This window comes from Bradyrhizobium sp. 153, from assembly GCF_023073835.1.
GTDB lineage: Bacteria > Pseudomonadota > Alphaproteobacteria > Rhizobiales > Xanthobacteraceae > Bradyrhizobium.
Map to the genome: position 1 here is coordinate 191813 of NZ_JADPKH010000015.1, position 24873 is coordinate 216685.

Genomic DNA, 24873 nt, shown 5'->3' on the forward strand with positions numbered 1-24873 from the left:
TCTACGGAGCCCAATTGAGCTGCGGCTGCCTGCGAGGCAGATCCGATCGATTGCGAATTACGCGCCCGCCCTCGATTCAAGGCCGCCGCCGGCGGTCCATCTGTCGGGGTTGGGGCTGTGTCCGATCAGCGCGAGACCATACGCGATCGACTCGAACTGGTCGCCCGACATCAGCCGTTCGTTACCGAAACGCTCGGCGAACAGCTTTCGGACAGCCGGCACGAAGGACGTGCCGCCGGTCAAAAATACCTTCTCCACCTCGCGCCCGGTAATGCCTGCCTCGCCCAGCACCTTGTCGACGGTGGCCCCTAACCGGGCGATATCGTCGGCAATCCAAGATTCGAAATTTTTCCGTGTGATGGCCGCGCCGATGTCGACCCCGCCGCCTCCAAAACGGAAGTCCACCTCGTCCTGCGCCGACAGCGCCACCTTGGCGTCGGACACCGCGCGGTACAGCGAAAAGCCGAGGTCGAGATCGACGATGATGATGAAATCCTCGAGCAGAGCCGGCTTCAGCGCGGTGCGCGCAAGCTCGCGCAGCTCGCGCAAATCGCCGTTGCTCTTCATCATCGCGAGCTGGTGCCAGCGAGCGAGGTTGGTGTAGTGGCCGCTGGGGACCGGCAGCACCTTGTCGAACGAGCGGAAGCTGGAACCTTTGCCGAGCCGCGGCGAGACGACATGGTCGACAATGCGATAGTCGAACGTGTCGCCCGCAATGCCGATGCCGGCGTGTCCCAGCGGCTCGGCGCGAAGGCTGCCGCCTTTGCGCGAGAAACGCATCACGGAAAAGTCGCTGGTGCCGCCGCCGAAATCCGCAACCAGCACGGTGGCATCCCGCTCCAGCCGGCGGGCGAAGGAGAACGCCGCGCCCACGGGCTCATAGACGTAGCGCGCGTGGCCGGCACCTAAGCGCTCGAACGCGGCGCGATAGCGCTGCATCGCCAGCGCCTCGTCGGGATTGCCGCCGGCAAAGCGGACGGGGCGGCCGACCGTGATGTTTGCGGCCTCGAAGCCGAACCGGTCCCCGCCGTGGCGCGCCAGCGTCCGCAGGAACGCCGCCAAAATATCCTCGAACTTGTAACGCTGGCGGAACACCTGGGTGGTGTTGAAGCTGGAGCTCGCCGCAAACGTCTTGAACGACTGGAGGAAGCGATAGACGTGGCGCCCTTCGAGAAACTGCTCGATCGCCCATGGACCGCCCTCGGCCTGGGCGCCGGCTCCCGGCCGATCCTCCCAGAAGCACAGCGCCGATACGTAGACGCTGTGGCGCTGTCCGCCATGGTCGAAGCGGATGGCCTCGACCCGGCGGTCGTCCGCCGCGAGCGCGACGACCGTATTGCTGGTTCCAAAATCGATGCCGATCGAGACGGCGGGCGAGGCGCTCGACATGAACCACTCTGACGGATGATTGGATAAGGGGGCGGACCTCTAACGGCTTTGCATGGCCGTGCCAAGACCCACCGTTGCAGTGCGGCCGGAACTTGGCGTCCCATCGCTGCAAGATCACGCGCGATCCGGGATGATTTAGCCAGCTTTTCGCACCTTCGGCACTGGAACGACCCATCTGCTCCGCCGCACCAGCAATTTTATTTCCGAAACGGCTCCGTTAATTCAGCATTTATGTTGCAATGCGAAAGGTTGCGTACTGCTATGCAACCAAGACCATAGACAGTGGTATTTGGTATACATAGATTGCCCTCAAATGAGACAGCAAGGCTGACTGTTCTCAAGAAAGGGATTTCCGATGTCCAAGACTGCTTCCGTTGCTCTGGCTCCCTCCTCCTCGCTGTTCGCCCGCCTGATGGCCGCAATCGACAGCCTCCTGATGGCGAGCGCCAAGATTTCGAATCACAACGGCGACCTGCCCCGTTTCGGCCTGTAAGAAGGCCCTGCCCGCCTGCCGAACGGCGGGATGGCAGACTTCGCAGACCCTACGTTTGATCAAATGGCCTCGCATGTCGGGGCCATTTTTTCGTTTTGCGCGCGCCCTGGCTCGCGACCACAACTGCGACGATTGGTCCGCCGGTGGGACCCGCCGATCAGATTGTTTGTCTACTGGCATCTCGCATACCATCGCCCGAACGATTGAGTAATCAAAGGCCTAAGAGGGGAAACAGTCACCGCAGGGCGGGGCGGCCGAGGGGCACACCTGCCGCGAGCGTTGGCGGAGCCTTAGCCGAAAGGAGCGGATGCCGCGCGTTGTCCCTACTCATAGAGTTTCTACCGGACTGCCATGGGAGATCGACCGCAAGGGTGACCCCAGGCATCTGAATCGAGATGGGCTGACGCAAGCCGACAAAGATCGGCTGCGTTGAGGATTCGACAGGGAGAGAAACAAGATGAGGCCATTCGTTCTGAATGTCGCTTTGGCGGCAATCGCGATGTCGTGCGCCAACAGCACCGCAAGCCGTGCTGCCTGGGAGCCAGTCCGTCCGGTCGAATTCATCGTGCCCGCGGGCACCGGCGGCGGCGCCGATCAGATGGCACGCACCATCCAGGGCATCGTCACCAAGCACAGTCTGATGAAGCAGCCGCTCGTCGTCATCAACAAGGCCGGCGGCGCGGGTGGCGAGGGCTTCCTCGATGTGAAGACGTCGTCGGGCAATCCGCACAAGATCATCATCACGCTGTCGAACCTGTTCACGACGCCGCTGGCAACGGGGATTCCGTTCAACTGGAAGGATTTGACCCCGGTGGCGATGTTGGCGCTCGACGAATTCGTGCTGTGGGTGAATGCCGAGAAACCGTACAACACCGTCAAGGACTACGTCGACGCCGTGAAGAAAGCCCCGAGCGGCTCATTCAAGATGGGCGGCACCGGCTCCAAGCAGGAAGACCAGATCATCACCGTCGGCATCGAGAAGGCAATCGACGCAAAATTCACCTACATCCCCTACAAGGGCGGCGGCGAAGTCGCCGTTCAGCTCGTCGGCAATCACGTCGATTCGACGGTCAACAATCCGATCGAGGCGGTCGCGCAATGGCGCGGCGGCAAGCTCCGTCCGCTCTGCGTCTTCGACGCTCAGCCGATGGCCTATGACGAGCCGATCGCCGACGGCAAGGCCTGGAAGGATATTCCGACCTGCAAGTCGCAGGGCCTGGCGATGGAATATCTCATGCTGCGCGGCATCTTCATGTCGCCCAAGGCCACGAAGGATCAGATCGAATACTACGTCGAGCTGTTCAAGAAGGTCCGCGCCACGCCGGAATGGCAGGATTTCATGAAGAGCGGCGCCTTCAACACGACGTTCCTGACCGGAGCCGAATACGCGAAGTGGGTCGAGGCCGAGGAGAAGCGCCACGAAGGCTTGATGAAGGAAGCCGGCTTCCTCGCATCGGGGAACTGACCCGCGACATCGACGGCTGAGGACGCTGGGTCGTCCTCCATCTGCCGCGACCGCGCAAGACTGCGTCCGCCTGGAGGTCCCATGACTGAACGATCCGGATCCGAATCCGGCCCCGCACACAAGACGCTGGAAATCGGCATGGCGCTGTTGATCGGCGTCTTCGGGCTGGTCGTGATCTTCGGCAGCCTGAAGGCCGGCATCAACTGGGGCGCGGAGGGCCCGCGTGCCGGCTTCTTCCCCTTCTATGTCGGCGCCGCCATCGTCGGCGCAAGCGCCATCAATCTCTGGAGCGCGCAGCGCCACGACGACGGCCGGCTGTTTGCAGAATGGGGACAGCTTCGCCAGGTCATGAGCGTCGTCGTGCCCACGGCGATCTATGTCGGCTCGATGCCGTTCATCGGCCTCTACGTCGCCTCGATGATCTTCATCGCCTGGTTCATGCGCTGGCTCGGCGGTTATCGCTGGCTCACGACCATCGCGGTGGCGATCGGCATGCCGGTCGTGACCTATCTCGTTTTCGAGCGCTGGTTCCTGGTCCCGCTTCCCAAGGGCCCGCTCGAGGAATGGCTTGGTTTGTAAGAGCTGCGCCGTCACGCAATCATTGCTGCAGGACGTATCGATATGGAAGAGTTGGCCAACCTGTTTCACGGCTTCGCGGTCGCCCTGCAGCCCTACAATATGATGCTGATGATCATCGGCATCACGCTCGGAGTCATCATCGGCGTGCTGCCGGGGCTCGGCGGCGCCAATGGCGTTGCGATCCTCCTTCCCCTGACCTTCAGCATGCCGCCGACGTCGGCGATCATCATGCTGTCCTGTATCTATTGGGGCGCATTGTTCGGCGGCGCCATCACCTCGATCCTGTTCAACATACCCGGCGAGCCCTGGTCGGTGGCGACCACCTTCGACGGTTATCCGATGGCGCAACAGGGCAAACCCGGTGAGGCCCTGACCGCCGCCTTCACCTCCTCCTTCGTGGGCGCGCTGTTTGCGGTCATCATGATCACGCTGGTCGCGCCCCTCGTCGCGGGCTTCGCGCTGCGATTCGGTCCGGCGGAGAAGTTCGCGGTGTACTTCCTCGCCTTCTGCAGCTTCGTTGGCCTCAGCAAGGAGCCGCCGTTCAAGACCATCGCGGCGATGATGATGGGCTTTGCGCTCGCGGCGGTCGGCCTCGATTCGATCACGGGCCAGTTGCGGCTGACCTTCGGCGTCACCGAACTGCTCAACGGATTCGACTTCCTGATCGCCGTGATCGGCCTGTTCGGTATCGGCGAGATCCTGCTGACCATGGAGGAAGGACTGGCTTTCCGAGGCGGCAACGCCACCATCAATCTTCGGGTCGTGCTTCAGACCTGGCGGGAATTACCCGCCTATTGGATGACCTCGCTGCGCTCCTGCCTGATCGGGTGCTGGATGGGCGTCACGCCCGCCGGCGCAACGCCGGCCTCCTTCATGAGCTACGGCATCGCCAAGCGCCTGGCGCGACGCGGCAACAATTTCGGCAAGGGCGAGATCGAGGGCGTGATCGCGCCCGAGACGGCCGCCCATGCCGCGGGCACCTCGGCGCTGCTGCCGATGCTCTCGCTCGGCGTGCCGGGCTCCCCGACCGCCGCCGTCCTGCTCGGCGGATTGTTGATCTGGGGCCTGCAGCCCGGCCCCATGCTGTTCGTCGAGCAGAAGGAATTCGTCTGGGGCCTGATCGCCTCGATGTATCTCGGCAATCTCGCCGGCCTCATCGTCGTGCTCACCTGCGTGCCGATCTTCGCCGCGATCCTCCGCGTGCCCTTCGGCATCATCGCGCCGCTCATCCTGGTGCTCTGCGCGATCGGCGCCTATTCGGTGCACAACAGCACCTTCGACGTGATGCTGATGCTGGTGTTCGGCGTGCTGGGCTACCTCCTGAAGAAGTGCAACTACCCGCTCGCACCGCTGGTGCTCGCCATCGTGCTCGGCGACAAGGCAGAGGAAGCCTTCCGCCAATCGCTGTTGGGATCGCAAGGATCGCTCGGCGTGTTCTTCTCCAACGGCCTCGTCAGCACCATCATGGCGCTCGGTCTGGTCGCCCTGTTCTGGTCCGCGATCCAGGAAGGCTACAGCCGGCTGCGGACGTCGATGGTGTGACGCGCGATCTCCGCGCGCGGCCGTGCGAAGCCCTCCAGACCTTCTGGGATAAGCAATTCCACCATTTGCAGTCACCGACCCACCGGACGGCGCTGTGTGCGAACAGCGCACAAGTGGTCGTGTGCCGAGGGCACGGGCTTTTTCACAGCGTGCTTGCGGCTCGCCGCGTTGCAGAAATCGGCCGTTGAATCAATGGTTTGAATGGCACAACCGCTAGGCCCCCCGGCACGCCGGCAGCAATTCAGCCTTTACAATCCCGCAGCCAAGGCGCATGTGAGCAAGCCCGCGATATTTCGCCGCACCCTCAGTCCCTAGCTTGAATCTTGGCATAATGAATACCAGGATGCGAGCCAGCGCATGCATAAAAAATGATCGGCGCGTTCGGGAGGGTTTTAATGACGGACATGGTGCAGTCAGCAGCGGCCCCTAGTGTCACACGTGTAAGCGATGCTTTTCGCTGGGCGCAATTGGCCATCGGCGTAGGCGCGATGGTGATGATCGCCAACTATCAATACGGCTGGACGTTCTTCGTCCCCGACATCCAGAAGACGTTCGGCTGGGATCGCGCCTCGATCCAATGGGCGTTCACCCTCTTCGTTTTGTTCGAGACCTGGCTCGTGCCGGTCGAGGGATGGTTCGTCGACAAATACGGTCCGCGCATCGTCGTGCTGGTCGGCGGCGTGCTCTGTGCCATCGGCTGGGCAATCAACGCGCAGGCCACCACGCTCAACGGCTACTATCTCGGCATGATCATCGCGGGCATCGGCGCCGGCGGCGTCTACGGCACCTGCGTCGGCAACGCGCTGAAGTGGTTTCCGGACAAGCGTGGTCTTGCTGCGGGTATCACGGCCGCAGGCTTCGGTGCAGGCTCTGCGCTGACCGTCGCGCCGATCCAGGCCATGATCAAGGACAGTGGATTTCAGACCACCTTCCTCTATTTCGGCCTCGGGCAAGGCATCATCATCTGCATCCTCGCCTTCTTCCTGCTGGCGCCGAAAGCGGGCCAGGTGCCGAACGTGGTGGCGAACGCCAATCTGCTCCAGACCCGCCGCAACTATCAACCGACCGAGGTGCTGCGTCAGCCGCTGTTCTGGCTGATGTACTTCATGTTCGTGATCGTCGGCGCTGGCGGGTTGATGGTGACGGCGAACCTGAAGCCGATCGCAGCCGACTGGAAGGTCGACAACGTGCCGGTCACGCTGATGGCGGTGACGATGACGGCGGTGACGTTCGCGGCGACGATCGACCGCGTGCTCAACGGCCTGACGCGTCCGTTCTTCGGCTGGATCTCCGACATGATCGGCCGCGAGAACACGATGTTCATCGCCTTCGGCATGGAAGGGTTCGGCATCTGGATGCTCTACCTCTGGGGCCACGATCCGATCTGGTTCGTGCTGCTCTCGGGCTTCGTGTTCTTCGCCTGGGGTGAGATCTACTCGCTGTTCCCCTCGACCTGCACCGACACGTTCGGCGCCAAGTTCGCGACCACCAATGCCGGCCTGCTCTACACCGCGAAGGGCACCGCCGCGCTGCTGGTGCCGATCGCCAACTACATGCAGCAATCGTCGGGCACCTGGGACAGCGTGTTCATCATTGCGGCCGGCGCCAACATTCTGGCTTCATTGCTGGCAATCGCGGTGCTGAAACCCTGGCGCAAGGTCGTGGTCGCGAAATCGACCGTCTGACCCGCTCCGCTACAATTCACTCAGCAGGACGCCCGGCCTCACGGCCGGGCGTTTTCGTTTGGTGCGAAGGCCCCCGCGATGCCCCCCAGAAATCACGATGGAACCTCGCGCATTCTTCAATGTGGCGCCAAGTTAGGGCTTGCAATCTGGAATATCGTATACCAATGTTCGGCCCGCGCCTGCGACGATAAGCCACAATATTTGCGACATCAGGTCATCTTGCGATCCTGCGTCGCAGCCAATCAGGCGCCTTGGGAGGTTCTTGATGATTTCCAGCCCGGATGGCGCCGTCACGGCCGCGCCACTTCGCACCGGTTTCCGTTGGCTCCAGCTCGTGATGGGCATCGTCTGCATGGCGATGATCGCCAATCTGCAATACGGCTGGACGTTGTTCGTCGATCCGATCGATGCGGCCCACCATTGGGGGCGCGCCGCGATCCAGCTCGCGTTCACCATCTTCGTCGTCACCGAGACCTGGCTGGTGCCAGTCGAAGCCTGGTTCGTCGACAAATACGGTCCACGCATTGTCGTCATGTTCGGCGGCGCGATGATCGCGCTCTCGTGGATCCTCAACTCCTACGCCGATAGCCTTACCCTGCTCTATGCCGCCGCGATCATCGGCGGCATGGGCGCGGGCGCGGTGTACGGCACCTGTGTCGGCAACGCACTGAAATGGTTTCCCGACCGCCGCGGGCTCGCAGCCGGCGCGACCGCCGCCGGCTTCGGCGCCGGCGCCGCGCTTACCGTCGTGCCAATCGCGAGCATGATCGTCTCGAGCGGTTATCAGCACGCCTTCCTCACCTTCGGCATCGGCCAGGGTCTGATCGTGTTCGTGCTCGCCTTCTTCATCCAACCGCCGCGGATCTCGATTCCGCCAAAGAAGAAGCAGCTCAATCTGCCGCAGACCAAGATCGACTTCACCCCGCCGCAGGTGCTGCGGACCCCTGTTTTCTGGGTGATGTATCTCGTCTTCGTGATGGTCGCCTCCGGCGGCCTGATGACCGCGGCGCAGATCGCCCCGATCGCGCACGACTTCAAGATCGCCGACACGCCGGTCACGCTCGCCGGCTTCCAGATGGCGGCCTTGACTTTCGCGATTTCGCTCGACCGCATCTTCGACGGTTTCGGACGTCCCTTCTTCGGCTGGGTCTCCGATACGATCGGCCGTGAGCCCACCATGTTCATCGCCTTCGGCACCGCTGCTTTGATGCTGCTGGCGCTGTCGGCCTATGGCCATGTGCCCGTCGTGTTCGTGCTCGCCACCGCGGTCTATTTCGGCGTGTTCGGCGAGATCTACTCGCTGTTCCCTGCGACCTGCGGCGACACCTTCGGCGCGAAATTCGCGACCACCAACAACGGCATGCTGTACACCGCCAAGGGCACGGCATCCCTGCTCGTCCCGCTCGCGAGCGTGATCTCGACTGCCTATGGCTGGAAGGCCGTGTTCGTGGTGGCAGTGGCGCTGAATGCGACGGCGGCGCTGATGGCGCTGTTCGTGATCAAGCCGCTGCGTCGCTCCTTCATCCTCGGCAAGGAAGCCGAGAGCATTGAGGCCGCGACCGGCAATGCCAAGACCGAGACGGCATAAGCCACCATACGGCTTAGAGGCTGGAAAAGGGCGCAGCGATGCGCCCCTTTCTTTTTGGCGCCCTACAAACGTCAGCACTACTGCCGCAAGATTTTTCGGATCAGCCAAATCCAGCGCTTGACGATTGGCATTATGTATACCACACTTCACCTGGTCATTCACCCAGGGAGGTTGCAATGCTGGTCGGAGACATTCTGCGCAAGAAGACGCCGCGCGTTGTCACGGTGCGAATGAACGAAACGGTGGGTATCGCCGCCAAGCTGATGCGCGCCAACAATATCAGCGCACTGGTTGTGAAGGACGTGGTCCGCTCGGAAGGCAATACTGCGGTCGGCATGTTCACTGAGCGCGACGTGGTGCGCGCAGTCGCCGATCACGGCGCCAATGCTATCAACGTCAAGGTCTCGCAGCTGGTCTCGGTGCAGCAGCTCGTGTCCTGCACCTCCTCGGACACGATCGAGCACGTCCGCCATTTGATGAACCGGAATCACATCCGCCATCTGCCCGTCATCGACGACTACAGCCTCGTCTCGGTCATCAGCATGCGCGACATCGCCGCTGCCGTGGACGAGGCCACCAACTCTACGCCGCAAGCAGCCTAGAGCCCTCCACACACCCCCTGCGACTGCCGGCCCCGGCTCGGACCCTTCCGAGCCGGACCGGATCTTTCGTGCCAAATTCCGGCTTTCTGCTCCTCGCGAGGACTTCATGAAAATCTGCATCTACGGCGCCGGCGCGATCGGCGGTTATCTCGGGGTTCAGCTCGCGCGCGCGGGCGCCGACGTCAGCCTGGTCGCACGCGGCGCACACCTTGCCGCGATGCGCGAGCGCGGCCTGACGCTGCTCGCGGGCGAGGAGCAGCACACCGTGCATCCGCGCTGCACCGACGATCCCGCCGAGCTCGGCGTGCAGGACTACATCATCATCACGCTGAAGGCGCATTCGATCACCGGTGTGATCGAAAAGATGCAGCCGCTGCTCGGGCCTCACACCCGCATCGTCACCGCCGTCAACGGCATCCCTTACTGGTATTTCTACAAGCACGGCGGCCAATACGAGAACTCGACGCTAGAGAGCATCGATCCCGGCGGCCGGCAGTGGCGCGAGATCGGCGCCGAGCGCGCCATCGGCTGCATCGTCTATCCCGCCACCGAGATCGAGGCGCCCGGCGTGATCCGCCACATCTACGGCAACAATTTCCCGCTCGGCGAGCCCTCCGGCGAGATCACGCCGGACGTGCAGCGCCTCTCCGATCTCTTCGTCGCGGCCGGGCTGAAGGCGCCGGTGCTCGACCGCATCCGCGACGAGATCTGGCTCAAACTGTGGGGCAATGTCTGCTTCAATCCGATCAGCGCCCTGACCCATGCAACGCTCGACGTGATCTGCACCGATCCGGCGACGCGTGCATTGTCGCGCGCGATCATGGTGGAGACGCAAGCCATCGCCGAGACGTTCGGCGTCACGTTCCGCGTCGACGTCGAGCGCCGCATCGAGGGCGCCCGCAAGGTCGGCGCGCACAAGACCTCGATGCTCCAGGATCTGGAGCGCGGCCGCCCGATGGAGATCGACCCGCTCGTCACCGTGGTGCAGGAGATGGGCCGCCTCACCGGGGTTGCCACGCCCGTGCTCGATTCGGTGCTGGCGATGGTGACCCAGCGCGCGCGCATCGCCGGCCTCTATGACGGCGTCTCGGCACCATCAGATCCGCGCGCACTGGCGGTGGCGTGATGGTGGGCGAGATGAAACGCTGGCTGCGCTTCCGCCATGGCGGCACGACCGGCTTCGGCACGCTGACGCCATCAGGCATCAGCGTGCATGAGGGCGAGATGTTCGGCCGCAACGCCAGCACCGGCAAGATGCTGGCGCTGTCGGATGTGGAGCTGCTCGCGCCCTGCGCGCCCAGCAAGATCGTCGCGCTCTGGAATAATTTCCATGCGCTCGCGGCCAAGCTCAACCAGCCCGAGCCGCCGGAGCCGCTGTATCTCCTGAAAGCCACCACCAGCATCACGACGCCTGGCGCCGTGATCCGCCGCCCGTCTTACTACGACGGCAAGACCACCTATGAGGGCGAGCTCGGCATCGTGATCGGCAGGATATGCGCCCGCGTCTCCCCTGGCGAAGCGGACAGCTTCATCTTCGGCTACACCTGCGTCAACGACATCACCGCCAACGACATCCTGACCAGCGATTCCACTTTCCCGCAATGGGCTCGCGCCAAGGGCATCGACGATTACGGCCCGTTCGGGCCCGTCATCGCCACCGGCCTTGATCCGGCCAAGCTCACGGTCCGCACTATCCTCAACGGCGCGGAGCGGCAGAACTATCCGATCTCCGACATGATCTTCAGCGCTCAGCAACTGGTGAGCAGGATCTCCCACGACATGACCCTGCTGCCCGGCGACCTCATTGCCGTCGGCACTTCGGTCGGCGTCGGCGTGATGAAGGAGCCGGTGAACACCGTGACTGTCGCGATCGACGGCATCGGCGAGCTAACGAACGAGTTTCGGCTGTAGCTGCCGGCGCGGCGCCGCAGCCCGGATGAGCGCAGCGACAGCCCAATCCTCGGCCGTCACACACCCCGAAAACATCCGTACACATCACATCTGCGTACGCCCGACATATGCCGTCAACATGTCCCGCGCGTGCCGCAACTTGGACGCATTCGGCCGCCCTTCTGTGAGGCGTGTCTGGGGGCACGGCGCCGCCGTGTTTGGACTAACCTTCTAGGGGTATGACTGTGAAGAAGATTGTATTTGCTCTCGGTGCCACGCTTGCTCTGGTCACGGCTGCGAACGCTGCGGATCTGCCGCGCCGCCAGCCCGTGCCGGCCTATCCGGCTGAGCAGGCTCCGATCGGCAAGATGCCGATCGGCAAGAGCCCGGTTGGAAAGGCCCCGATCGGCAAGGCGCCCGGCCCGGTCGCAGCGCGCTACTGACACGCAACACGAAGCTGCGTAAGCGGGCGAGAGTCGAGGGGCACAGCGTGACGTACAAATCTGGTCGATCGGGATCCTGCATCCTCGCGGGCTTCGCGCTCGCGGCCATGATCGCATGCACGATGCCCTCGGCCTCGGCCCATGAAGCGAACAAGCGCGTTGCCGATGCGAACGCGCTTGCTACGACCGACACCACATCGCGACCGGCCCCGCAAGCGACGCGGCGTCCCGTCGCGCGTGCGGAGAAAGGTCCGTACTACGTCGACTTCCGGGCGAGAACCGCCGCGAGCTGGGGCCACGCCTTCGTCTGGTACGGCAAGACCAGCGAACGCGCGGTCGAGGTCGCGGGCCTCACACCCGCCGGCGACACGCTTGCTTACGTGCTCGGCCACATCACCTTTGTGCCCTCCGAGACCGGCGCCAGCTACGGCGATCTCGATCCGGAATATCTGACCGCGAGCTATCGCGTGTACCTGAACGAGGCTGACGCCAAGCGCGTATTCGCCTACATCAAGAAATTGCAGGCGAGTTCGCCCGTGTGGAACGCCGAGACCACTAACTGCACCGGCTTCATCGGCGACATCGCCGAGTTCATGGGATTGCAAGTCCCCAACCGCTGGCAGCGCCCGGAAAACTTCGTCAACCGCCTCAAAGAAATGAACGGCGGCCGCCAGATGGTGCGGCTGTCGGCGGACTAGCTCTTCGCCCCGTCCGGCAGCGGCGACCCAATTATCCGCCCTACGGAATCCCCTCACCTGTCGCATGATCGCCCCGCCTGCACCGCACGGCGCGACAATAGACATTTCCCGGTCCGGGCGGCATCCTCCCCTCCATCAAGCGAGACCAGAGCGCCACACCGACGGGGGAAACATCATGTTGCAGACACGGTTCACTAAGCTCGTCGGCGTCGAGCACCCGATCGTCCAGGGCGGCATGCAATGGGTCGGGCGCGCCGAGCTCGTTGCCGCGGTCGCCAACGCCGGCGCGCTCGGCTTCATCACGGCGCTGACCCAACCAACGCCGGAAGACTTGACCAAGGAGATCGCGCGTTGCCGCGACCTCACCGACAAGCCCTTTGGCGTCAACCTCACCATCCTGCCCGCGATCAAGCCGCCGCCTTATGCCGAATACCGTGCCGCCATCATCGACAGCGGCATCAAGGTGGTCGAGACCGCCGGCAACAAGCCGCAGGAGCATGTCGACGAATTCAAGAAGCACGGCGTCAAGGTCGTGCACAAATGCACCAGCGTCCGTCACGCGCTCTCGGCCGAACGCATGGGCGTCGATGCCCTCTCGATCGACGGCTTCGAATGCGCCGGCCACCCGGGCGAGGACGACACTCCCGGCCTGATCCTGATTCCGGCCGCCGCGAACAAGATCAAGATTCCGATGATCGCCTCCGGCGGCTTTGCCGATGCGCGCGGCCTCGTTGCCGCGCTGGCGTTAGGCGCCGACGGCATCAACATGGGCACCCGCTTCATGGCCACCAAGGAGAGCCCGATCCACCAGCTCATCAAGGAGAAGATCGTCGCCAATGACGAGCGCGAGACCGAGCTGATCTTCCGCACCATGCGCAACACCTCGCGCGTGGCCAAGAACGCGATCTCGACCAAGGTCGTCGCCATGGAAAAGGAAGGTGCCAAGTTCGAGGACATCCGCGAACTCGTCGCCGGTGCCCGCGGCAAGATGGTCTACGCGACGGGTAATTCCGACGAGGGCATCTGGTCGGCCGGCCAGGTGCAGGGCCTGATCCATGACATCCCGAGCTGCGCCGAGCTGGTCTCCCGCATCGTGCGGGAGGCGGAAGCCATCATCCGCAGCCGGCTGGGGGGCATGATCGTTCAGCGGCAACACGAAGCGGCGGAATAATCACTGTAAGAAGCGAGTGTAAGACATGAAGGCTTACGTCTACGGTCTTGACGGCGCTACGATTTCCGACGTCGCTCAACCAAAGCCCAAGGGCACGCAGGTGCTGGTCCGCGTCCGCGCCTGTGCCCTGAACCGCGCCGATACCGGCATGCGCAAGGGTCATGCCCACGGCGCAGCCGGCGGCGTCGGCACCGTGCTCGGCATGGAATGGGCTGGCGAAGTCGCCGAGCTCGGGCCGGACGCGAAGGGCGTCAAGATCGGCGACCGCATCATGGGGTCGGGCAGTGCCGCATTTGCCGAATATACGCTGGCCGATCACGGCCGGCTGTTCCACGCGCCCTCGAACATGAATTTCGAGGAGGCGGCCACCCTCCCCGTCGCGCTCGCGACCATGCACAATGCCGTCGTCACCGTCGGCGGCGTGCAAGCGGGCCAGAGCGTGCTGATTCAGGGCGCGAGCTCCGGCGTCGGTCTGATGGCGCTGCAGATCGCCAGGCTCAAGGGCGCCAAGCTCGTAATCGGCTCGTCGACCGACGCCACTCGCCGCGGCCGGCTGAAGGAATACGGCGCCGATCTGGCCGTCGATAGCTCCGATCCGAAATGGGTCGACGAGGTCCTGAAAGCGACCGGCGGCGAAGGCGTCGATCTCATCGTCGACCAGGTCTCGGGCAAGGTCGCGAACCAGAATCTTGCCGCGACGAAGGTGAAGGGCCGCATCGTCAATGTCGGCCGGCTCGGCGGCACCCATGCCGACTTCAACTTCGACCTGCACGCCGCGCGCCGCATCGACTATGTCGGCGTCACCTTCCGCACCCGCACCATCGAGGAGGTCCGCGAGATCTTCGAGGAGGTGCGCAAGGACATCTGGGGCGCGGTCGAGTCGCGAAAACTGCAACTGCCGATCGACAAGGTGTTCACATTCGACGACATCGATCAGGCGTTCGCGCACATGGAGGCGAACAAGCATCTCGGGAAGATCGTCGTGACGGTGCCTTAACCGTCATTCCGGAGCGCTTGAAGAACCGAACCTGAAATCTCGAGATTCGGGTCTGGTCACCATCCCGGAATGACATCGCCGTCGCTCCTGCAAGTCACTTGCGACTACGGCTGTGGATCGTCGCTTGATGTTCACCCACGCCCTGCTAAATCCCCGCCATGATCTCCCAGCACAACAAGACCTCGGTCGCCGCGATCTCGATCTTCGCCAGCGGCGGCATGGCGGCGGCCAAATTCGTGGTCGGAATTGCGATCGGCTCGCTGGCGCTGATCTCCGAGGCCCTGCATTCCTCGATCGACCTGGTCGCGACCATCATCACCTGGGCGGTGGTGCGGGTGTCCGACAAGCCGGCCGACGAGGAGCACCATTATGGCCATGGCAAGCTCGAGAGCGTCTCGGCGCTGGGCGTCACCGCCCTGCTCTACGTGCTCGCCGGCGGCATCCTGGTCGAGGCCTATAGCCGGCTGCGGGAGGGAACCCCGCCGCCGACCATTTCGGCCGTGCCCTTTGTCGTGCTGGTGATCGACATCGCCGTCAATCTCTGGCGCGCCCGCGCGCTGCACCGCGCTGCGCGGGAGACCAGGAGCCAAGCGCTTGCCGCGGACGCACTGCATTTCGCCTCCGACGTGATGGGCTCATCTGCCGTGATCGTGGGTTTGATCCTCGCCGGACTCGGTTTCTGGTGGGGTGACGCGGCCGCGGCCGCCGCCGTCGCCGTGATGATCGCGGCTCTCGGCCTGCGCATGGCGGGCTCGACCGTGCAGACGCTGGTCGATCGCGCGCCGGAGGGCGCCCATGAGCAGGCCACGGCCGCGATCCGCAGCGTGCCCGGCGTGATCGACGTCGAGCGGCTGCGCGTGCGCATGGTCGGTGCAACCTATTTCATCGATACCATCGCAAAGGTGCCGCGGACCTATCCGATCGACCGCGTCGAGGACATCAAGCGCAATGCGCAAGCCGCCGTCAGCAGAGCGTTCGGCGACGCCGACCTCACCTTCACGGCTGTCCCCGTCGCGCGCAACAACGAGACCGTACGCGACCGCATCATGGTGATCGCGCGCAATTCCGGCCTCGCCATCCACCACGTCACGGTGCACGACCTCGGCGCCAAGCTGATCGTCGGCATCGACCTCGAGGTCGATGGCGAAATGCAGCTCGAGGCCGCCCACGATGTCGCCAACACGCTGGAGCGCAGCATCCAGGAGGAATTCGGCGAGGACGTCGAGGTCGACGTCCATATCGAGCCGCTGGAACCGGAACTGCCGTTCGGCGTCGACGCCCCCGCGGAGCGCGTGCAGGCCATTGCCGCCGCGTTGACCGAGCTTGCTGGCGAGGGCGAGATCCACGACATCCACAATGTGCGCGTCCGCAACACTGAGGCCGGCGAGATCGTCAACTTTCACTGCCGCGCCACTCCGTCGATGAGCGTGATCAAGGTGCACGAGCATGTCGACGCAATCGAGCGCGCATTGCGGCGCGCCTTCCCGAGCGTGAAGCGCGTGATCAGCCACGCCGAGCCCCCGCGTGCGTGACACACGTGCGAAGAGTCACACGTTCTCGTTTCGGACCCGTCGCGCACGTCACTTTACGGACAAGCGATGCGCAAACTGCGCGTTGGATAAGAATAATTTCGCGTTAAGGATTCGTTGACTCTCGACAGCCCGCGAAAACTGGATTCAAATCGGTGTGATTCGAAAGCGACGTGGGGCCGCTTTCGACACTCGTCGTAAGCAGGTTTTCAGGGGGCCGAAGGCATGGCGCGTGCAGACGCCGCGAACGCATGCGTTCAATCCGATTCGATCAAGGGATTGGCGCAATCGATCGCGAAACCTGCCTATCACCGGCTGCTGATCGCGGAGCCGGCGCTGCGCCGCGCCGTGCCGACGCTCATCATCGCCTTCCTGATCACGATCTGCCTCGGCGCGTTCGTGCAGGTCGTCGACCAGACGCGCCAGAAGCGGCTGGTGATCCGGCACGACATCTCGGCGCTCGCCGATTTGCTCGCCGAACGCATCGACCGCCTCACTTCCGTGCGACAGGAGCGGCTCAAGAACATCGAGAGCCTGCCGACGCTGCTGCCTGATCTCATTCCGTCCTGGGGCACGGCCTTGGGCCGCCACATCATTGTCGCCTCGACCGGCATCGACCGCCGCATCCTCGCCCGCGTACCGGTCGACAGCGACCCTTCCGGCAACGACCGCCTGCTCGACGCGATCACGACGGCGCAACTGCTCGCGGCGCCCCCGCGCGACGGCAACGTCGCCGACATGACGCTGCCGAACGGCAACGCCGCGATGGCGACCTCGCGCCAGATCAAGTCGCTGCCCGGCTTCGTCACGGTGATCCAGGAACGCGACGAGCCGATTTGGGGCTCGGATGCCGCGCTCTCGGTGACGCTGTCGGCGACCACCGGCTTCGTCGTCCTGATCCTGGGCTTTGCCTTTCACTGGCAGTCGACCCGCGCCCGCGAAGGCGACCTCATCAACGACGCCGTGCGCGGCCGCATCGACACCGCGCTCAATCGCGGCCGCTGCGGACTGTGGGACTGGGATCTGTCGCGCGGCCGGATCTTCTGGTCGCAGTCAATGTTCTCGATGCTCGGCCTCGACGGCCGCAACGAGCTCCTCACCTTCGGCGAGGTCAACGCGCTGGTGAAGTCCGACGATATTGATCTGTTCGAGATCGCCGATCAGCTCATCTCCGAGAAGATCGATCACATCGACCAGACCTTCCGCATGCAGCACGTCGACGGTCACTGGATCTGGCTCCGCGTCCGCTGCGAGAAGACGCGCGGGGCCACCGATTCCAGCGTGCACTTGATCGGGATCGCGGTCGACATCACCGAGCAGAAGAGCCTCGCCGAGAGAACGGTGGAAGCCGACCTTCGCCTGCGCGACGCGATCGAGACCATTCCGGAAGCCTTCGTGCTGTGGGACGCGAGCGATCGCCTCGTGCTCTGCAACTCGCACTTCCAGCGCCTGCACAAGCTGCCCGACACCGCCGTGATCCCCGGCACCTCCTACGAGACCGTGCTCGAAGTCGGCCGCATGCCGGAGGTGCGCACCCGCCATAACGAGACCGCGAGCCAGGGCCCGGGCGCGCGCACCTTCGAGGCACAACTCGACGACGGCAGCTGGCTGCACATCAGCGAGCGGCGCACCAAAGACGGCGGCTACGTCTCGGTCGGCACCGACATCACCCGCATCAAGGAGCACGAGCAGAAGCTGGTCGACAACGATTTGCGCCTGCGCGCCACCGTCATCGACCTCAAGCGCTCGCAGGCCGCGCTCGAACGCCAAGCGATCGAGCTCGCCGACCTGGCCGAAAAGTACCAGCGCGAGAAGACTCGCGCCGAGGAAGCCAACCAGACCAAGTCGAAATTCCTCGCCAATATGAGCCACGAGCTGCGCACGCCGCTCAACGCGATCATCGGCTTCTCCGAGATCATGGGCTCGGGCATGTTCGGCGACCTCGGTTCGGAGAAGTACCAGGAATACTGCCAGGACATCCTGACCAGCGGCCACTATTTGCTCGAGGTCATCAACGACATCCTCGACATGTCCAAGATCGAGGCCGGCCGCATGAAGCTCGACATGGAAGAGCTGGACCTGTCGCGGACGCTGGCGGAATCCCTGCGCGTCGTCACTGGCCGGGCACAGGACAAGCACCTGACGCTCGATGCCGACATCGCCAAATCCATCTCCGTCGTCGCCGACCGCCGCGCCACCAAGCAGATCATCGTCAACCTGTTGTCCAACGCGGTGAAGTTCACGCCCGACGGCGGACGCGTCGTGGTGCGCAGCCGGCAGCTCGACGACCGGATCGTGCTGATGATCGCCGACACCGGCATCGGGATCGCGCCGCATTCGCTGGCGCGGCTCGGCCGCCCCTTCGAGCAGGTCGAGAGCCAGCTCACCAAGACCTATCACGGCTCGGGACTGGGCCTCGCGATCGCCCGCTCGCTGGCGCAGCTCCACGGCGGTTCGATGCGGCTGCGTTCCAAAATCGATGTCGGCACGGTGGTGCGCGTGACGCTGCCGCGCGACGCCGTCAAGGCGGCGTCCGGGATATCGGCTGCAGCGTAAAGCCCTCAAGCATGATGGAGCCCGGTTCGGTCGGCGTTCGGAATCACCTCTCCCCGACGGGGAGAGGTCCGGGTGAGGGGCCGCGGCATCCAGTGAGACCAGATCCCCTCACCCGGACCGCATCTTCGATGCGATCCGACCTCTCCCTACGGGAGAGGTGATCTGGGCTCTCGCCTCGGTTCAAGCGAAGCACATTCCGCTTTAAGATTGCAGCGTCGGTGCGACCTCGCGCGCGACATTGACCAGCGCCGCGATTAGCGGCGTCATCGGATCGCGCTGCGGGATCACGAGGCCAATGCTGTAATTGACTTCGGGGTCGGCGATCGGGATCGAACGCACCGTGTCGGACAGGCCGAGCGTCTCGGCGAGCTTGGCCGGCATCACGCTCGCCCAGCGCCCGGTCTTGACGTGCGTGAACAGCACCAGCAGCGAGTTCGAGGTCAGCGTCGGTGTCGCCTCGGCACCGACCGAGCGCAGCGCGCGATCGATGATGCGGCGGTTCTGCATGTCGGGCGTGAGCAGGCACAGCGGCACCTGCCCGACCTCGGTCCAGGTCACCGTCTCGCGATCACCGAACATCGCATCGGGGGCAGTCAGGAGCCGGTAGCTCTCGTTGTAGAGCGGAATGGTACGCACCTTGCCGATCGGCTCGTTCTCGATATAGGTCAGCCCCGCATCCACCTCGAGATTTTCCAGCAGCCCCAGCACCTCGGACGAGGTGGTGGACTGGATGCGGAAGCGCACCTCGGGATGCCTGGCGCGGAACGGCGTCGTCAGCGCGGCGACCATGCCGAGCACGGTCGGGATCGCCGCGATGCGGATCTCGCCGGAGAGCTGATGCTTCAGCCCGTTGATCTCGTCGCGCATGGCGCGGGCATCGCCCACGATCCGCCGCGCCCAGTCCAGCGCCCGCTCGCCTTCCGGCGTAAAGCCCTGGAAGCGCGACCCGCGCTGGACCAGCATCACGCCGAGGATTTCCTCGAGCTGCTTGAGCCCGGTCGACATCGTCGGCTGCGTCACGCCGCAGACCTCCGCCGCGCGTCCGAAATGCCGCTCCTTCGCCAGCGCCAGCAATAGTTCAAGCTTGTCGATCAACCGGTCGTCCCCTCGAATTCTGTCGTGGCATGCAAGCTAGCACGCTCGCCCCCTTGCAACACGCAAAAACCGCCGAGCGGAATGCCCATAATTGCATTTTCGGATCGACCGATCGCCGGTGCCAATCGATCCGAATTCGCAATCGCAGCACGGGACAGCTTTATTGATCTTCGAGCGATTCCAAATAGTTTGCGATCAGAAACGCTCAAGTTGAGAACGAAGAATGACAGCGGTTTACGAGCCTTGCTACGAGCCTTGGGACGAGACGCGCGGCGCCGAGATCATCGCCGAACACGCTCGGCAGGAAGGCGCGACGCTCGTCATCCTGCATGCTCTTCAGGAGGCGTTCGGCTATGTGCCGGAGGCCGCCATTCCGATGGTGGCTCAGGCGCTGAATCTGTCACGCGCCGAAGTGCACGGCGTATTCACGTTCTATCATGATTTCCGGCACAAGCCGGCCGGCCGCCATGTGCTGAAGCTCTGCCGCGCCGAGGCCTGCCAGGCTGCGGGCGGCGATGCGCTCGCTGCGCGCGCCGAGGCGAAGCTCGGCGTGTCGCTCGGCAGCACCACCGCCGACGATCGCGTCACGCTGGAGCCGATCTACTGCCTCGGCCTGTGCGCGACTGCGCCGTCCGCGATGCTCGACGGGCGCCTGATCGGACGGCTCGATCAGAAGCGCCTCGATGCGCTGGTTGCGGAGGCGCAGCGATGAGCATGCGTCTATACGTCTCACGTGATGCCGGCGCGGTGGCCGTCGGCGCCGACGAGGTCGCGCTGGCGCTTGAGCAAGCCGCCGCCAGGCGGGGCGTTGCAATCGACATCGTTAGGACCGGCTCGCGCGGCCTGTACTGGCTGGAGCCGCTGGTCGAGGTGGCGACACCGCAGGGCCGCATCGCGTTCGGCCCCGTCACCGAAACCGACGTGCCCTCCCTGTTCGATGCGCTCGCCAGCAACACGCCGCATTTTCTACGGCTGGGGGCGATCGACGAGCTCCCCTGGCTGAAGCGCCAGACCCGCCTCACCTTCGCCCGCTGCGGCGTGATCGATCCGCGCTCGCTCGACGACTACCGCGCCCATGGCGGCTACAGGGGCCTGGAGCGCGCGCTCTCGCTCGGCACGGATGCGATCCTGAGCGAGGTCACCGCGTCCGGCCTGCGCGGCCGTGGCGGCGCGGGGTTTCCGACCGGCATCAAATGGAAGACGGTCGCGCAGGCCAAGGCCGACCGCAAATTCATCGTCTGCAACGCCGACGAGGGCGACAGCGGCACCTTCGCCGACCGCATGATCATGGAAGGTGATCCCTTCCTGGTGATCGAAGGCATGACGATTGCTGGCCTCACCGTCGGCGCGGCCAAAGGTTACATCTACATCCGCAGCGAATATCCGCACGCGGTCGAGGCGATGAACGCTGCCATTACGGCGGCGAAGCGCAGCGGCTATCTCGACAGCTATATCGGCGGCTCGAAGCAAGCCTTCGATCTCGAGGTGCGCGTCGGCGCCGGCGCCTATGTCTGCGGCGAGGAGACCTCACTGCTGGAGAGCCTCGAAGGCCGCCGCGGCCTCGTGCGCGCCAAGCCGCCTCTGCCGGCGCATCACGGCCTGTTCGGCAAGCCGACCGTCATCAACAACGTGCTGTCGTTCGCGGCCATCCCCTTCATCCTCGCTGAGGGTGCCAAGGCCTATGCGGATTTCGGCATGGGGCGTTCGCGCGGCACGATGCCGATCCAGCTCGCCGGCAACATCCGCCATGGCGGGCTGTTCGAGACCGCGTTTGGCGTGACGCTCGGCGAGCTCGTCGACGACGTCGGCGGCGGCACGTTCACCGGCCGTCCCGTTCGCGCGGTCCAGGTCGGCGGCCCGCTTGGCGCCTATTTTCCCCGCGCCCTGTTCGACACGCCGTTCGACTATGAGGCCTTCGCCGCGCGCGACGGCCTGATCGGCCATGGCGGCATCGTCGTGTTCGACGACAGCGTCGACATGCGCAGGCAGGCGCGCTTTGCCATGGAGTTCTGCGCGGTCGAATCCTGCGGCAAGTGCACGCCGTGCCGGATCGGCTCGACCCGGGGCGTCGAGACCATCGAGAAGATCATGCGGGGCGAGCGCGTCAGCGAGAACATCACGCTCGTCGAAGACCTCTGCAACACCATGAAATTCGGCTCGCTCTGCGCGCTCGGCGGCTTCACGCCCTATCCCGTGCTCAGCGCATTGAAGCACTTCCGGGAGGATTTCCTTCCGGCGCCGACCACGCTTCAGGCCGCGGAATAGGAGAACGACCATGTCTCTGATCGAAGAAATCGACTTCGGCACGCCGGCTTCCAAATCGGAAACGATGGTGACGCTGACCATCGACGGCAAGCAGATTTCGGTGCCCGAGGGCACCTCGATCATGCGCGCGGCGATGGAAGCCGGCCATCAGATTCCAAAGCTCTGCGCCACCGACATGGTCGACGCGTTCGGCTCCTGCCGGCTCTGCCTGGTCGAGATCGAGGGGCGCGCCGGCACGCCGGCCTCCTGCACCACGCCCGCGACGAACGGCCTCGTCGTGCGGACCCAGACCGAGCGGCTGAAGCAGCTTCGCAAGGGCGTGATGGAGCTCTACATCTCCGACCATCCGCTCGACTGCCTCACCTGCGGCGCCAATGGCGATTGCGAATTGCAGGACATGGCCGGCGCCGTGGGCTTGCGCGACGTGCGCTACGGCTATGAGGGCGAGAATCATGTCTTTGCGAAGACGGATGGCTGCAGCAACGACAAATGGATGCCGAAGGACGAGTCCAACCCGTACTTCACCTACGATCCTTCCAAGTGCATCGTCTGCTCGCGTTGCGTCCGCGCCTGCGAGGAGGTGCAAGGAACCTTCGCGCTGACCATCTCCGGCCGCGGCTTCGACAGCCGTGTCTCCCCCGGCATGAACGAGAGCTTCCTCGGCTCCGAATGCGTCTCCTGCGGCGCCTGCGTCCAGGCCTGCCCGACCGCGACGCTGACGGAAAAATCCGTGATCGAGATCGGTCAGCCCGAGCACTCCGTCGTCACCACCTGCGCCTATTGCGGCGTCGGCTGCGCCTTCAAGGCCGAGATGCGCGGCGAAGAAGTGGTGCGCATGGTGCCCTACAAGGACGGCAAGGCCAATCGCGGCCATTCCTGCGTCAAGGGCCGCTTCGCCTGGGGCTACACCAACCACAAGGAACGCATCCTTAAACCCATGATCCGCGAGCGGATCGAGGATCCCTGGCGCGAGGTGTCGTGGAACGAGGCGTTCTCGTTTGCCGCCGCCAGGATGCGGAGCATTCAGAAGAAATACGGCCGCGACGCCATCGGCGGCATCACCTCGTCCCGCTGCACCAATGAAGAAACCTATCTGGTGCAGAAGCTGATCCGCGCCGGCTTCGGCAACAACAATGTCGACACCTGCGCCCGCGTCTGCCATTCGCCGACCGGCTACGGTCTCGCCACCACCTTCGGCACCTCTGCCGGCACGCAAGACTTCGACTCGGTGGAGGACACCGATGTCGTGCTCATCATCGGCGCCAATCCTGCCTCGGCGCACCCGGTATTCGCCTCGCGACTGAAGAAGCGGCTGCGCCAGGGTGCCAAGCTGATCGTGATCGATCCGCGCCGCACCGAGATGGTGGAATCGCCGCACGTGAAGGCGCTCCACTTGCCCCTGATGCCCGGCACCAACGTCGCTGTGATGACGGCGCTGGCGCATGTCATCGTCACCGAAGGGCTCGTCAACGAAGCCTTCGTGCGCGAGCGCTGCGACTGGAGCGAGTTCGAGGAATGGGCCGCCTTCGTCGCCCAGCCCAAGAACAGCCCGGAAGCCACCGCCATCCTCACCGGTGTCGATCCCAGGGCGCTGCGCGAAGCGGCCCGCATCTACGCGACCGGCGGCAACGGCGCCATCTATTACGGCCTCGGCGTCACCGAGCACAGCCAGGGCTCGACCACCGTGATCGCGATCGCCAACCTCGCGATGGCGACCGGCAATATCGGCCGTCCCGGCGTCGGCGTGAACCCGCTGCGTGGCCAGAACAACGTGCAAGGCTCTTGCGACATGGGCTCGTTCCCGCACGAGCTGCCCGGCTACCGCCATATCTCGAGCGACGCGGTGCGCGACCAGTTCGAGGCGCTGTGGAACGTCAAGCTCAACCCGGAGCCTGGCCTTCGCATTCCCAACATGTTCGATGCCGCGGTCGAAGGCACGTTCATGGGGATCTACGTGCAGGGCGAGGACATCCTCCAGTCCGATCCCAATACCTCGCACGTGGTGGCGGCGCTGTCGGCGATGGAATGCGTCATCGTCCACGATCTCTTCCTCAACGAGACGGCAAACTACGCCCACGTCTTCCTGCCCGGATCGAGCTTCCTCGAGAAGGACGGCACCTTCACAAATGCCGAGCGCCGCATCCAGCGCGTGCGCAAGGTGATGACGCCGAAGAACGGTCTTGCCGACTGGGAGGTCACCATCGGCCTCGCCAAGGCCATGGGCTTCGAGATGAACTACAGCCATCCCTCCGAGATCATGGACGAGATCGCGGCGCTGACGCCGACCTTTGCCGGCGTCTCCTACGCCAAGTTAGATGAGCTCGGCTCGGTGCAGTGGCCCTGCAACGAGAGGGCGCCGGAGGGCACGCCGGTGATGCATATCGACGGCTTCGTCCGGGGCAAGGGCAAATTCGTCGTCACCGAGTATGTCGCGACCGACGAGCGCACCGGCCCGCGCTATCCCCTGCTGCTCACGACAGGGCGCATCCTCAGCCAGTACAATGTCGGCGCTCAGACCCGGCGCACCGACAACGTGGTCTGGCACGCCGAGGATCGGCTCGAGATTCATCCGCACGATGCCGAGCAGCGCGGCGTTCGCGACGGCGACTGGGTGCGGCTGAAGAGCCGCGCCGGCGAGACCACACTACGCGCCGAGATCACCGATCGCGTCGCGCCCGGCGTCGTCTACACCACCTTCCATCATCCGGACACGCAGGCCAACGTGATCACGACCGACTATTCGGACTGGGCTACCAACTGTCCCGAATACAAGGTTACGGCGGTGCAGGTCTCGCCGTCGAACGGACCGTCCGACTGGCAGAAGGCCTATGACGCGCAGGCGCGGCAGTCCCGCCGCATCGTGCCGGCCGAGGCCGCGGAGTAATG

20 protein-coding genes are annotated in these 24873 nt (G+C 64.4%); 18 read left to right on the forward strand and 2 right to left on the reverse strand.

Going from position 1 to position 24873, the window contains the following annotated elements; all coding sequences use genetic code 11:
- Positions 1 to 57: 57 nt before the first annotated feature.
- Positions 58 to 1389, reverse strand: coding sequence for an Hsp70 family protein (locus IVA91_RS03380; protein WP_247275829.1), 1332 nt, complete (start codon positions 1387 to 1389; stop codon positions 58 to 60).
- A 355-nt stretch (positions 1390 to 1744) separates the two neighbouring features.
- On the opposite strand from IVA91_RS03380, the gene IVA91_RS03385 reads away from it, so the two are divergent.
- The 15 genes from IVA91_RS03385 (at position 1745) to IVA91_RS03455 (ending at position 18627) form a co-directional block, all read left to right on the forward strand.
- A complete protein-coding gene (locus tag IVA91_RS03385; protein ID WP_247275830.1) occupies positions 1745 to 1882 on the forward strand; it encodes a hypothetical protein in 138 nt (45 codons plus the stop codon).
- A 499-nt stretch (positions 1883 to 2381) separates the two neighbouring features.
- Positions 2382 to 3347, forward strand: a complete 966-nt coding sequence (locus IVA91_RS03390; RefSeq protein ID WP_247275888.1) for a tripartite tricarboxylate transporter substrate-binding protein — start codon at positions 2382 to 2384, stop codon at positions 3345 to 3347.
- A gap of 81 nt (positions 3348 to 3428) precedes the next feature.
- A complete protein-coding gene (locus IVA91_RS03395) occupies positions 3429 to 3926 on the forward strand; it encodes a tripartite tricarboxylate transporter TctB family protein (RefSeq protein WP_247275831.1) in 498 nt (165 codons plus the stop codon).
- Positions 3927 to 3968: 42 nt separating this feature from the next.
- Positions 3969 to 5468, forward strand: a complete 1500-nt coding sequence (locus tag IVA91_RS03400) for a tripartite tricarboxylate transporter permease (RefSeq protein ID WP_247275832.1) — start codon at positions 3969 to 3971, stop codon at positions 5466 to 5468.
- Between the two features lie 395 nt (positions 5469 to 5863).
- The gene (oxlT, locus tag IVA91_RS03405; protein WP_247275833.1) at positions 5864 to 7153 is read left to right on the forward strand and encodes an oxalate/formate MFS antiporter; all 1290 of its coding nucleotides are present in this window, start codon (positions 5864 to 5866) and stop codon (positions 7151 to 7153) included.
- Between the two features lie 265 nt (positions 7154 to 7418).
- Entirely contained in the window at positions 7419 to 8741 is a 1323-nt protein-coding gene (oxlT, locus tag IVA91_RS03410) for an oxalate/formate MFS antiporter (protein WP_247275834.1), read from the forward strand.
- Positions 8742 to 8917: 176 nt separating this feature from the next.
- Complete coding sequence (locus IVA91_RS03415) at positions 8918 to 9343, forward strand: CBS domain-containing protein (protein WP_247275835.1); 426 nt, start codon at positions 8918 to 8920, stop codon at positions 9341 to 9343.
- 106 nt (positions 9344 to 9449) lie between these two features.
- Complete coding sequence (locus tag IVA91_RS03420; RefSeq protein ID WP_247275836.1) at positions 9450 to 10469, forward strand: 2-dehydropantoate 2-reductase; 1020 nt, start codon at positions 9450 to 9452, stop codon at positions 10467 to 10469.
- A gap of 11 nt (positions 10470 to 10480) precedes the next feature.
- On the forward strand, positions 10481 to 11254 hold the full coding sequence (locus IVA91_RS03425) for a fumarylacetoacetate hydrolase family protein (protein WP_247275837.1): 774 nt from the start codon (positions 10481 to 10483) through the stop codon (positions 11252 to 11254).
- 218 nt (positions 11255 to 11472) lie between these two features.
- Positions 11473 to 11676: a hypothetical protein gene (locus IVA91_RS03430; protein WP_124161485.1), complete on the forward strand. Its 204-nt coding sequence runs from the start codon at positions 11473 to 11475 to the stop codon at positions 11674 to 11676.
- A 47-nt stretch (positions 11677 to 11723) separates the two neighbouring features.
- On the forward strand, positions 11724 to 12374 hold the full coding sequence (locus IVA91_RS03435; RefSeq protein ID WP_247275838.1) for a hypothetical protein: 651 nt from the start codon (positions 11724 to 11726) through the stop codon (positions 12372 to 12374).
- Positions 12375 to 12549: 175 nt separating this feature from the next.
- On the forward strand, positions 12550 to 13545 hold the full coding sequence (locus tag IVA91_RS03440) for a nitronate monooxygenase family protein (RefSeq protein WP_247415436.1): 996 nt from the start codon (positions 12550 to 12552) through the stop codon (positions 13543 to 13545).
- A 25-nt stretch (positions 13546 to 13570) separates the two neighbouring features.
- The gene (locus IVA91_RS03445) at positions 13571 to 14542 is read left to right on the forward strand and encodes a zinc-binding dehydrogenase (protein WP_247415438.1); all 972 of its coding nucleotides are present in this window, start codon (positions 13571 to 13573) and stop codon (positions 14540 to 14542) included.
- A 158-nt stretch (positions 14543 to 14700) separates the two neighbouring features.
- On the forward strand, positions 14701 to 16074 hold the full coding sequence (locus tag IVA91_RS03450; RefSeq protein ID WP_247275841.1) for a cation-efflux pump: 1374 nt from the start codon (positions 14701 to 14703) through the stop codon (positions 16072 to 16074).
- Positions 16075 to 16296: 222 nt separating this feature from the next.
- Positions 16297 to 18627 carry a PAS domain-containing sensor histidine kinase gene (locus IVA91_RS03455; protein WP_247275842.1) on the forward strand — a complete coding sequence of 777 codons (2331 nt, stop codon included), beginning with the start codon at positions 16297 to 16299 and terminating at the stop codon, positions 18625 to 18627.
- A gap of 201 nt (positions 18628 to 18828) precedes the next feature.
- Here IVA91_RS03455 and IVA91_RS03460 read toward each other — a convergent pair whose 3' ends face one another.
- On the reverse strand, positions 18829 to 19722 hold the full coding sequence (locus IVA91_RS03460; RefSeq protein WP_247275843.1) for a LysR family transcriptional regulator: 894 nt from the start codon (positions 19720 to 19722) through the stop codon (positions 18829 to 18831).
- Positions 19723 to 19945: 223 nt separating this feature from the next.
- Between IVA91_RS03460 and IVA91_RS03465 the strand changes: the two genes are divergently transcribed.
- Genes IVA91_RS03465 through fdhF form a run of 3 tightly spaced genes read left to right on the forward strand, consistent with a single transcriptional unit; the run spans position 19946 to position 24871 of the window.
- Positions 19946 to 20434 (forward strand): formate dehydrogenase subunit gamma, encoded by a 489-nt coding sequence (locus IVA91_RS03465; protein ID WP_247275844.1) that lies wholly within the window; start codon positions 19946 to 19948, stop codon positions 20432 to 20434.
- Positions 20431 to 21987, forward strand: a complete 1557-nt coding sequence (locus IVA91_RS03470) for an NADH-quinone oxidoreductase subunit NuoF (protein WP_247275845.1) — start codon at positions 20431 to 20433, stop codon at positions 21985 to 21987. The genes IVA91_RS03465 and IVA91_RS03470 overlap by 4 nt, the downstream gene beginning before the upstream one ends.
- 10 nt (positions 21988 to 21997) lie before the next feature.
- Complete coding sequence (gene fdhF, locus IVA91_RS03475) at positions 21998 to 24871, forward strand: formate dehydrogenase subunit alpha (RefSeq protein WP_247275846.1); 2874 nt, start codon at positions 21998 to 22000, stop codon at positions 24869 to 24871.
- The last annotated feature ends 2 nt before the right edge of the window (positions 24872 to 24873 follow it).

What these genes read in the sequence shown, in the direction of transcription:
- oxlT (WP_247275834.1), top strand. Translation starts at nt 7,419, where the DNA reads ATGATTTCCAGCCCGGATGGCGCCGTCACGGCCGCGCCACTTCGCACC.
- IVA91_RS03390 (WP_247275888.1), top strand. Translation starts at nt 2,382, where the DNA reads ATGTCGTGCGCCAACAGCACCGCAAGCCGTGCTGCCTGGGAGCCAGTC.
- IVA91_RS03415 (WP_247275835.1), top strand. Translation starts at nt 8,918, where the DNA reads ATGCTGGTCGGAGACATTCTGCGCAAGAAGACGCCGCGCGTTGTCACG.
- fdhF (WP_247275846.1), top strand. Translation starts at nt 21,998, where the DNA reads ATGTCTCTGATCGAAGAAATCGACTTCGGCACGCCGGCTTCCAAATCG.
- IVA91_RS03455 (WP_247275842.1), top strand. Translation starts at nt 16,297, where the DNA reads ATGGCGCGTGCAGACGCCGCGAACGCATGCGTTCAATCCGATTCGATC.
- IVA91_RS03440 (WP_247415436.1), top strand. Translation starts at nt 12,550, where the DNA reads ATGTTGCAGACACGGTTCACTAAGCTCGTCGGCGTCGAGCACCCGATC.
- IVA91_RS03420 (WP_247275836.1), top strand. Translation starts at nt 9,450, where the DNA reads ATGAAAATCTGCATCTACGGCGCCGGCGCGATCGGCGGTTATCTCGGG.
- IVA91_RS03445 (WP_247415438.1), top strand. Translation starts at nt 13,571, where the DNA reads ATGAAGGCTTACGTCTACGGTCTTGACGGCGCTACGATTTCCGACGTC.
- IVA91_RS03380 (WP_247275829.1), bottom strand. Translation starts at nt 1,389, where the DNA reads ATGTCGAGCGCCTCGCCCGCCGTCTCGATCGGCATCGATTTTGGAACC.
- IVA91_RS03385 (WP_247275830.1), top strand. Translation starts at nt 1,745, where the DNA reads ATGTCCAAGACTGCTTCCGTTGCTCTGGCTCCCTCCTCCTCGCTGTTC.
- IVA91_RS03450 (WP_247275841.1), top strand. Translation starts at nt 14,701, where the DNA reads ATGATCTCCCAGCACAACAAGACCTCGGTCGCCGCGATCTCGATCTTC.
- IVA91_RS03400 (WP_247275832.1), top strand. Translation starts at nt 3,969, where the DNA reads ATGGAAGAGTTGGCCAACCTGTTTCACGGCTTCGCGGTCGCCCTGCAG.
- oxlT (WP_247275833.1), top strand. Translation starts at nt 5,864, where the DNA reads ATGACGGACATGGTGCAGTCAGCAGCGGCCCCTAGTGTCACACGTGTA.
- IVA91_RS03425 (WP_247275837.1), top strand. Translation starts at nt 10,481, where the DNA reads ATGAAACGCTGGCTGCGCTTCCGCCATGGCGGCACGACCGGCTTCGGC.
- IVA91_RS03465 (WP_247275844.1), top strand. Translation starts at nt 19,946, where the DNA reads ATGACAGCGGTTTACGAGCCTTGCTACGAGCCTTGGGACGAGACGCGC.
- IVA91_RS03395 (WP_247275831.1), top strand. Translation starts at nt 3,429, where the DNA reads ATGACTGAACGATCCGGATCCGAATCCGGCCCCGCACACAAGACGCTG.
- IVA91_RS03430 (WP_124161485.1), top strand. Translation starts at nt 11,473, where the DNA reads ATGACTGTGAAGAAGATTGTATTTGCTCTCGGTGCCACGCTTGCTCTG.
- IVA91_RS03470 (WP_247275845.1), top strand. Translation starts at nt 20,431, where the DNA reads ATGAGCATGCGTCTATACGTCTCACGTGATGCCGGCGCGGTGGCCGTC.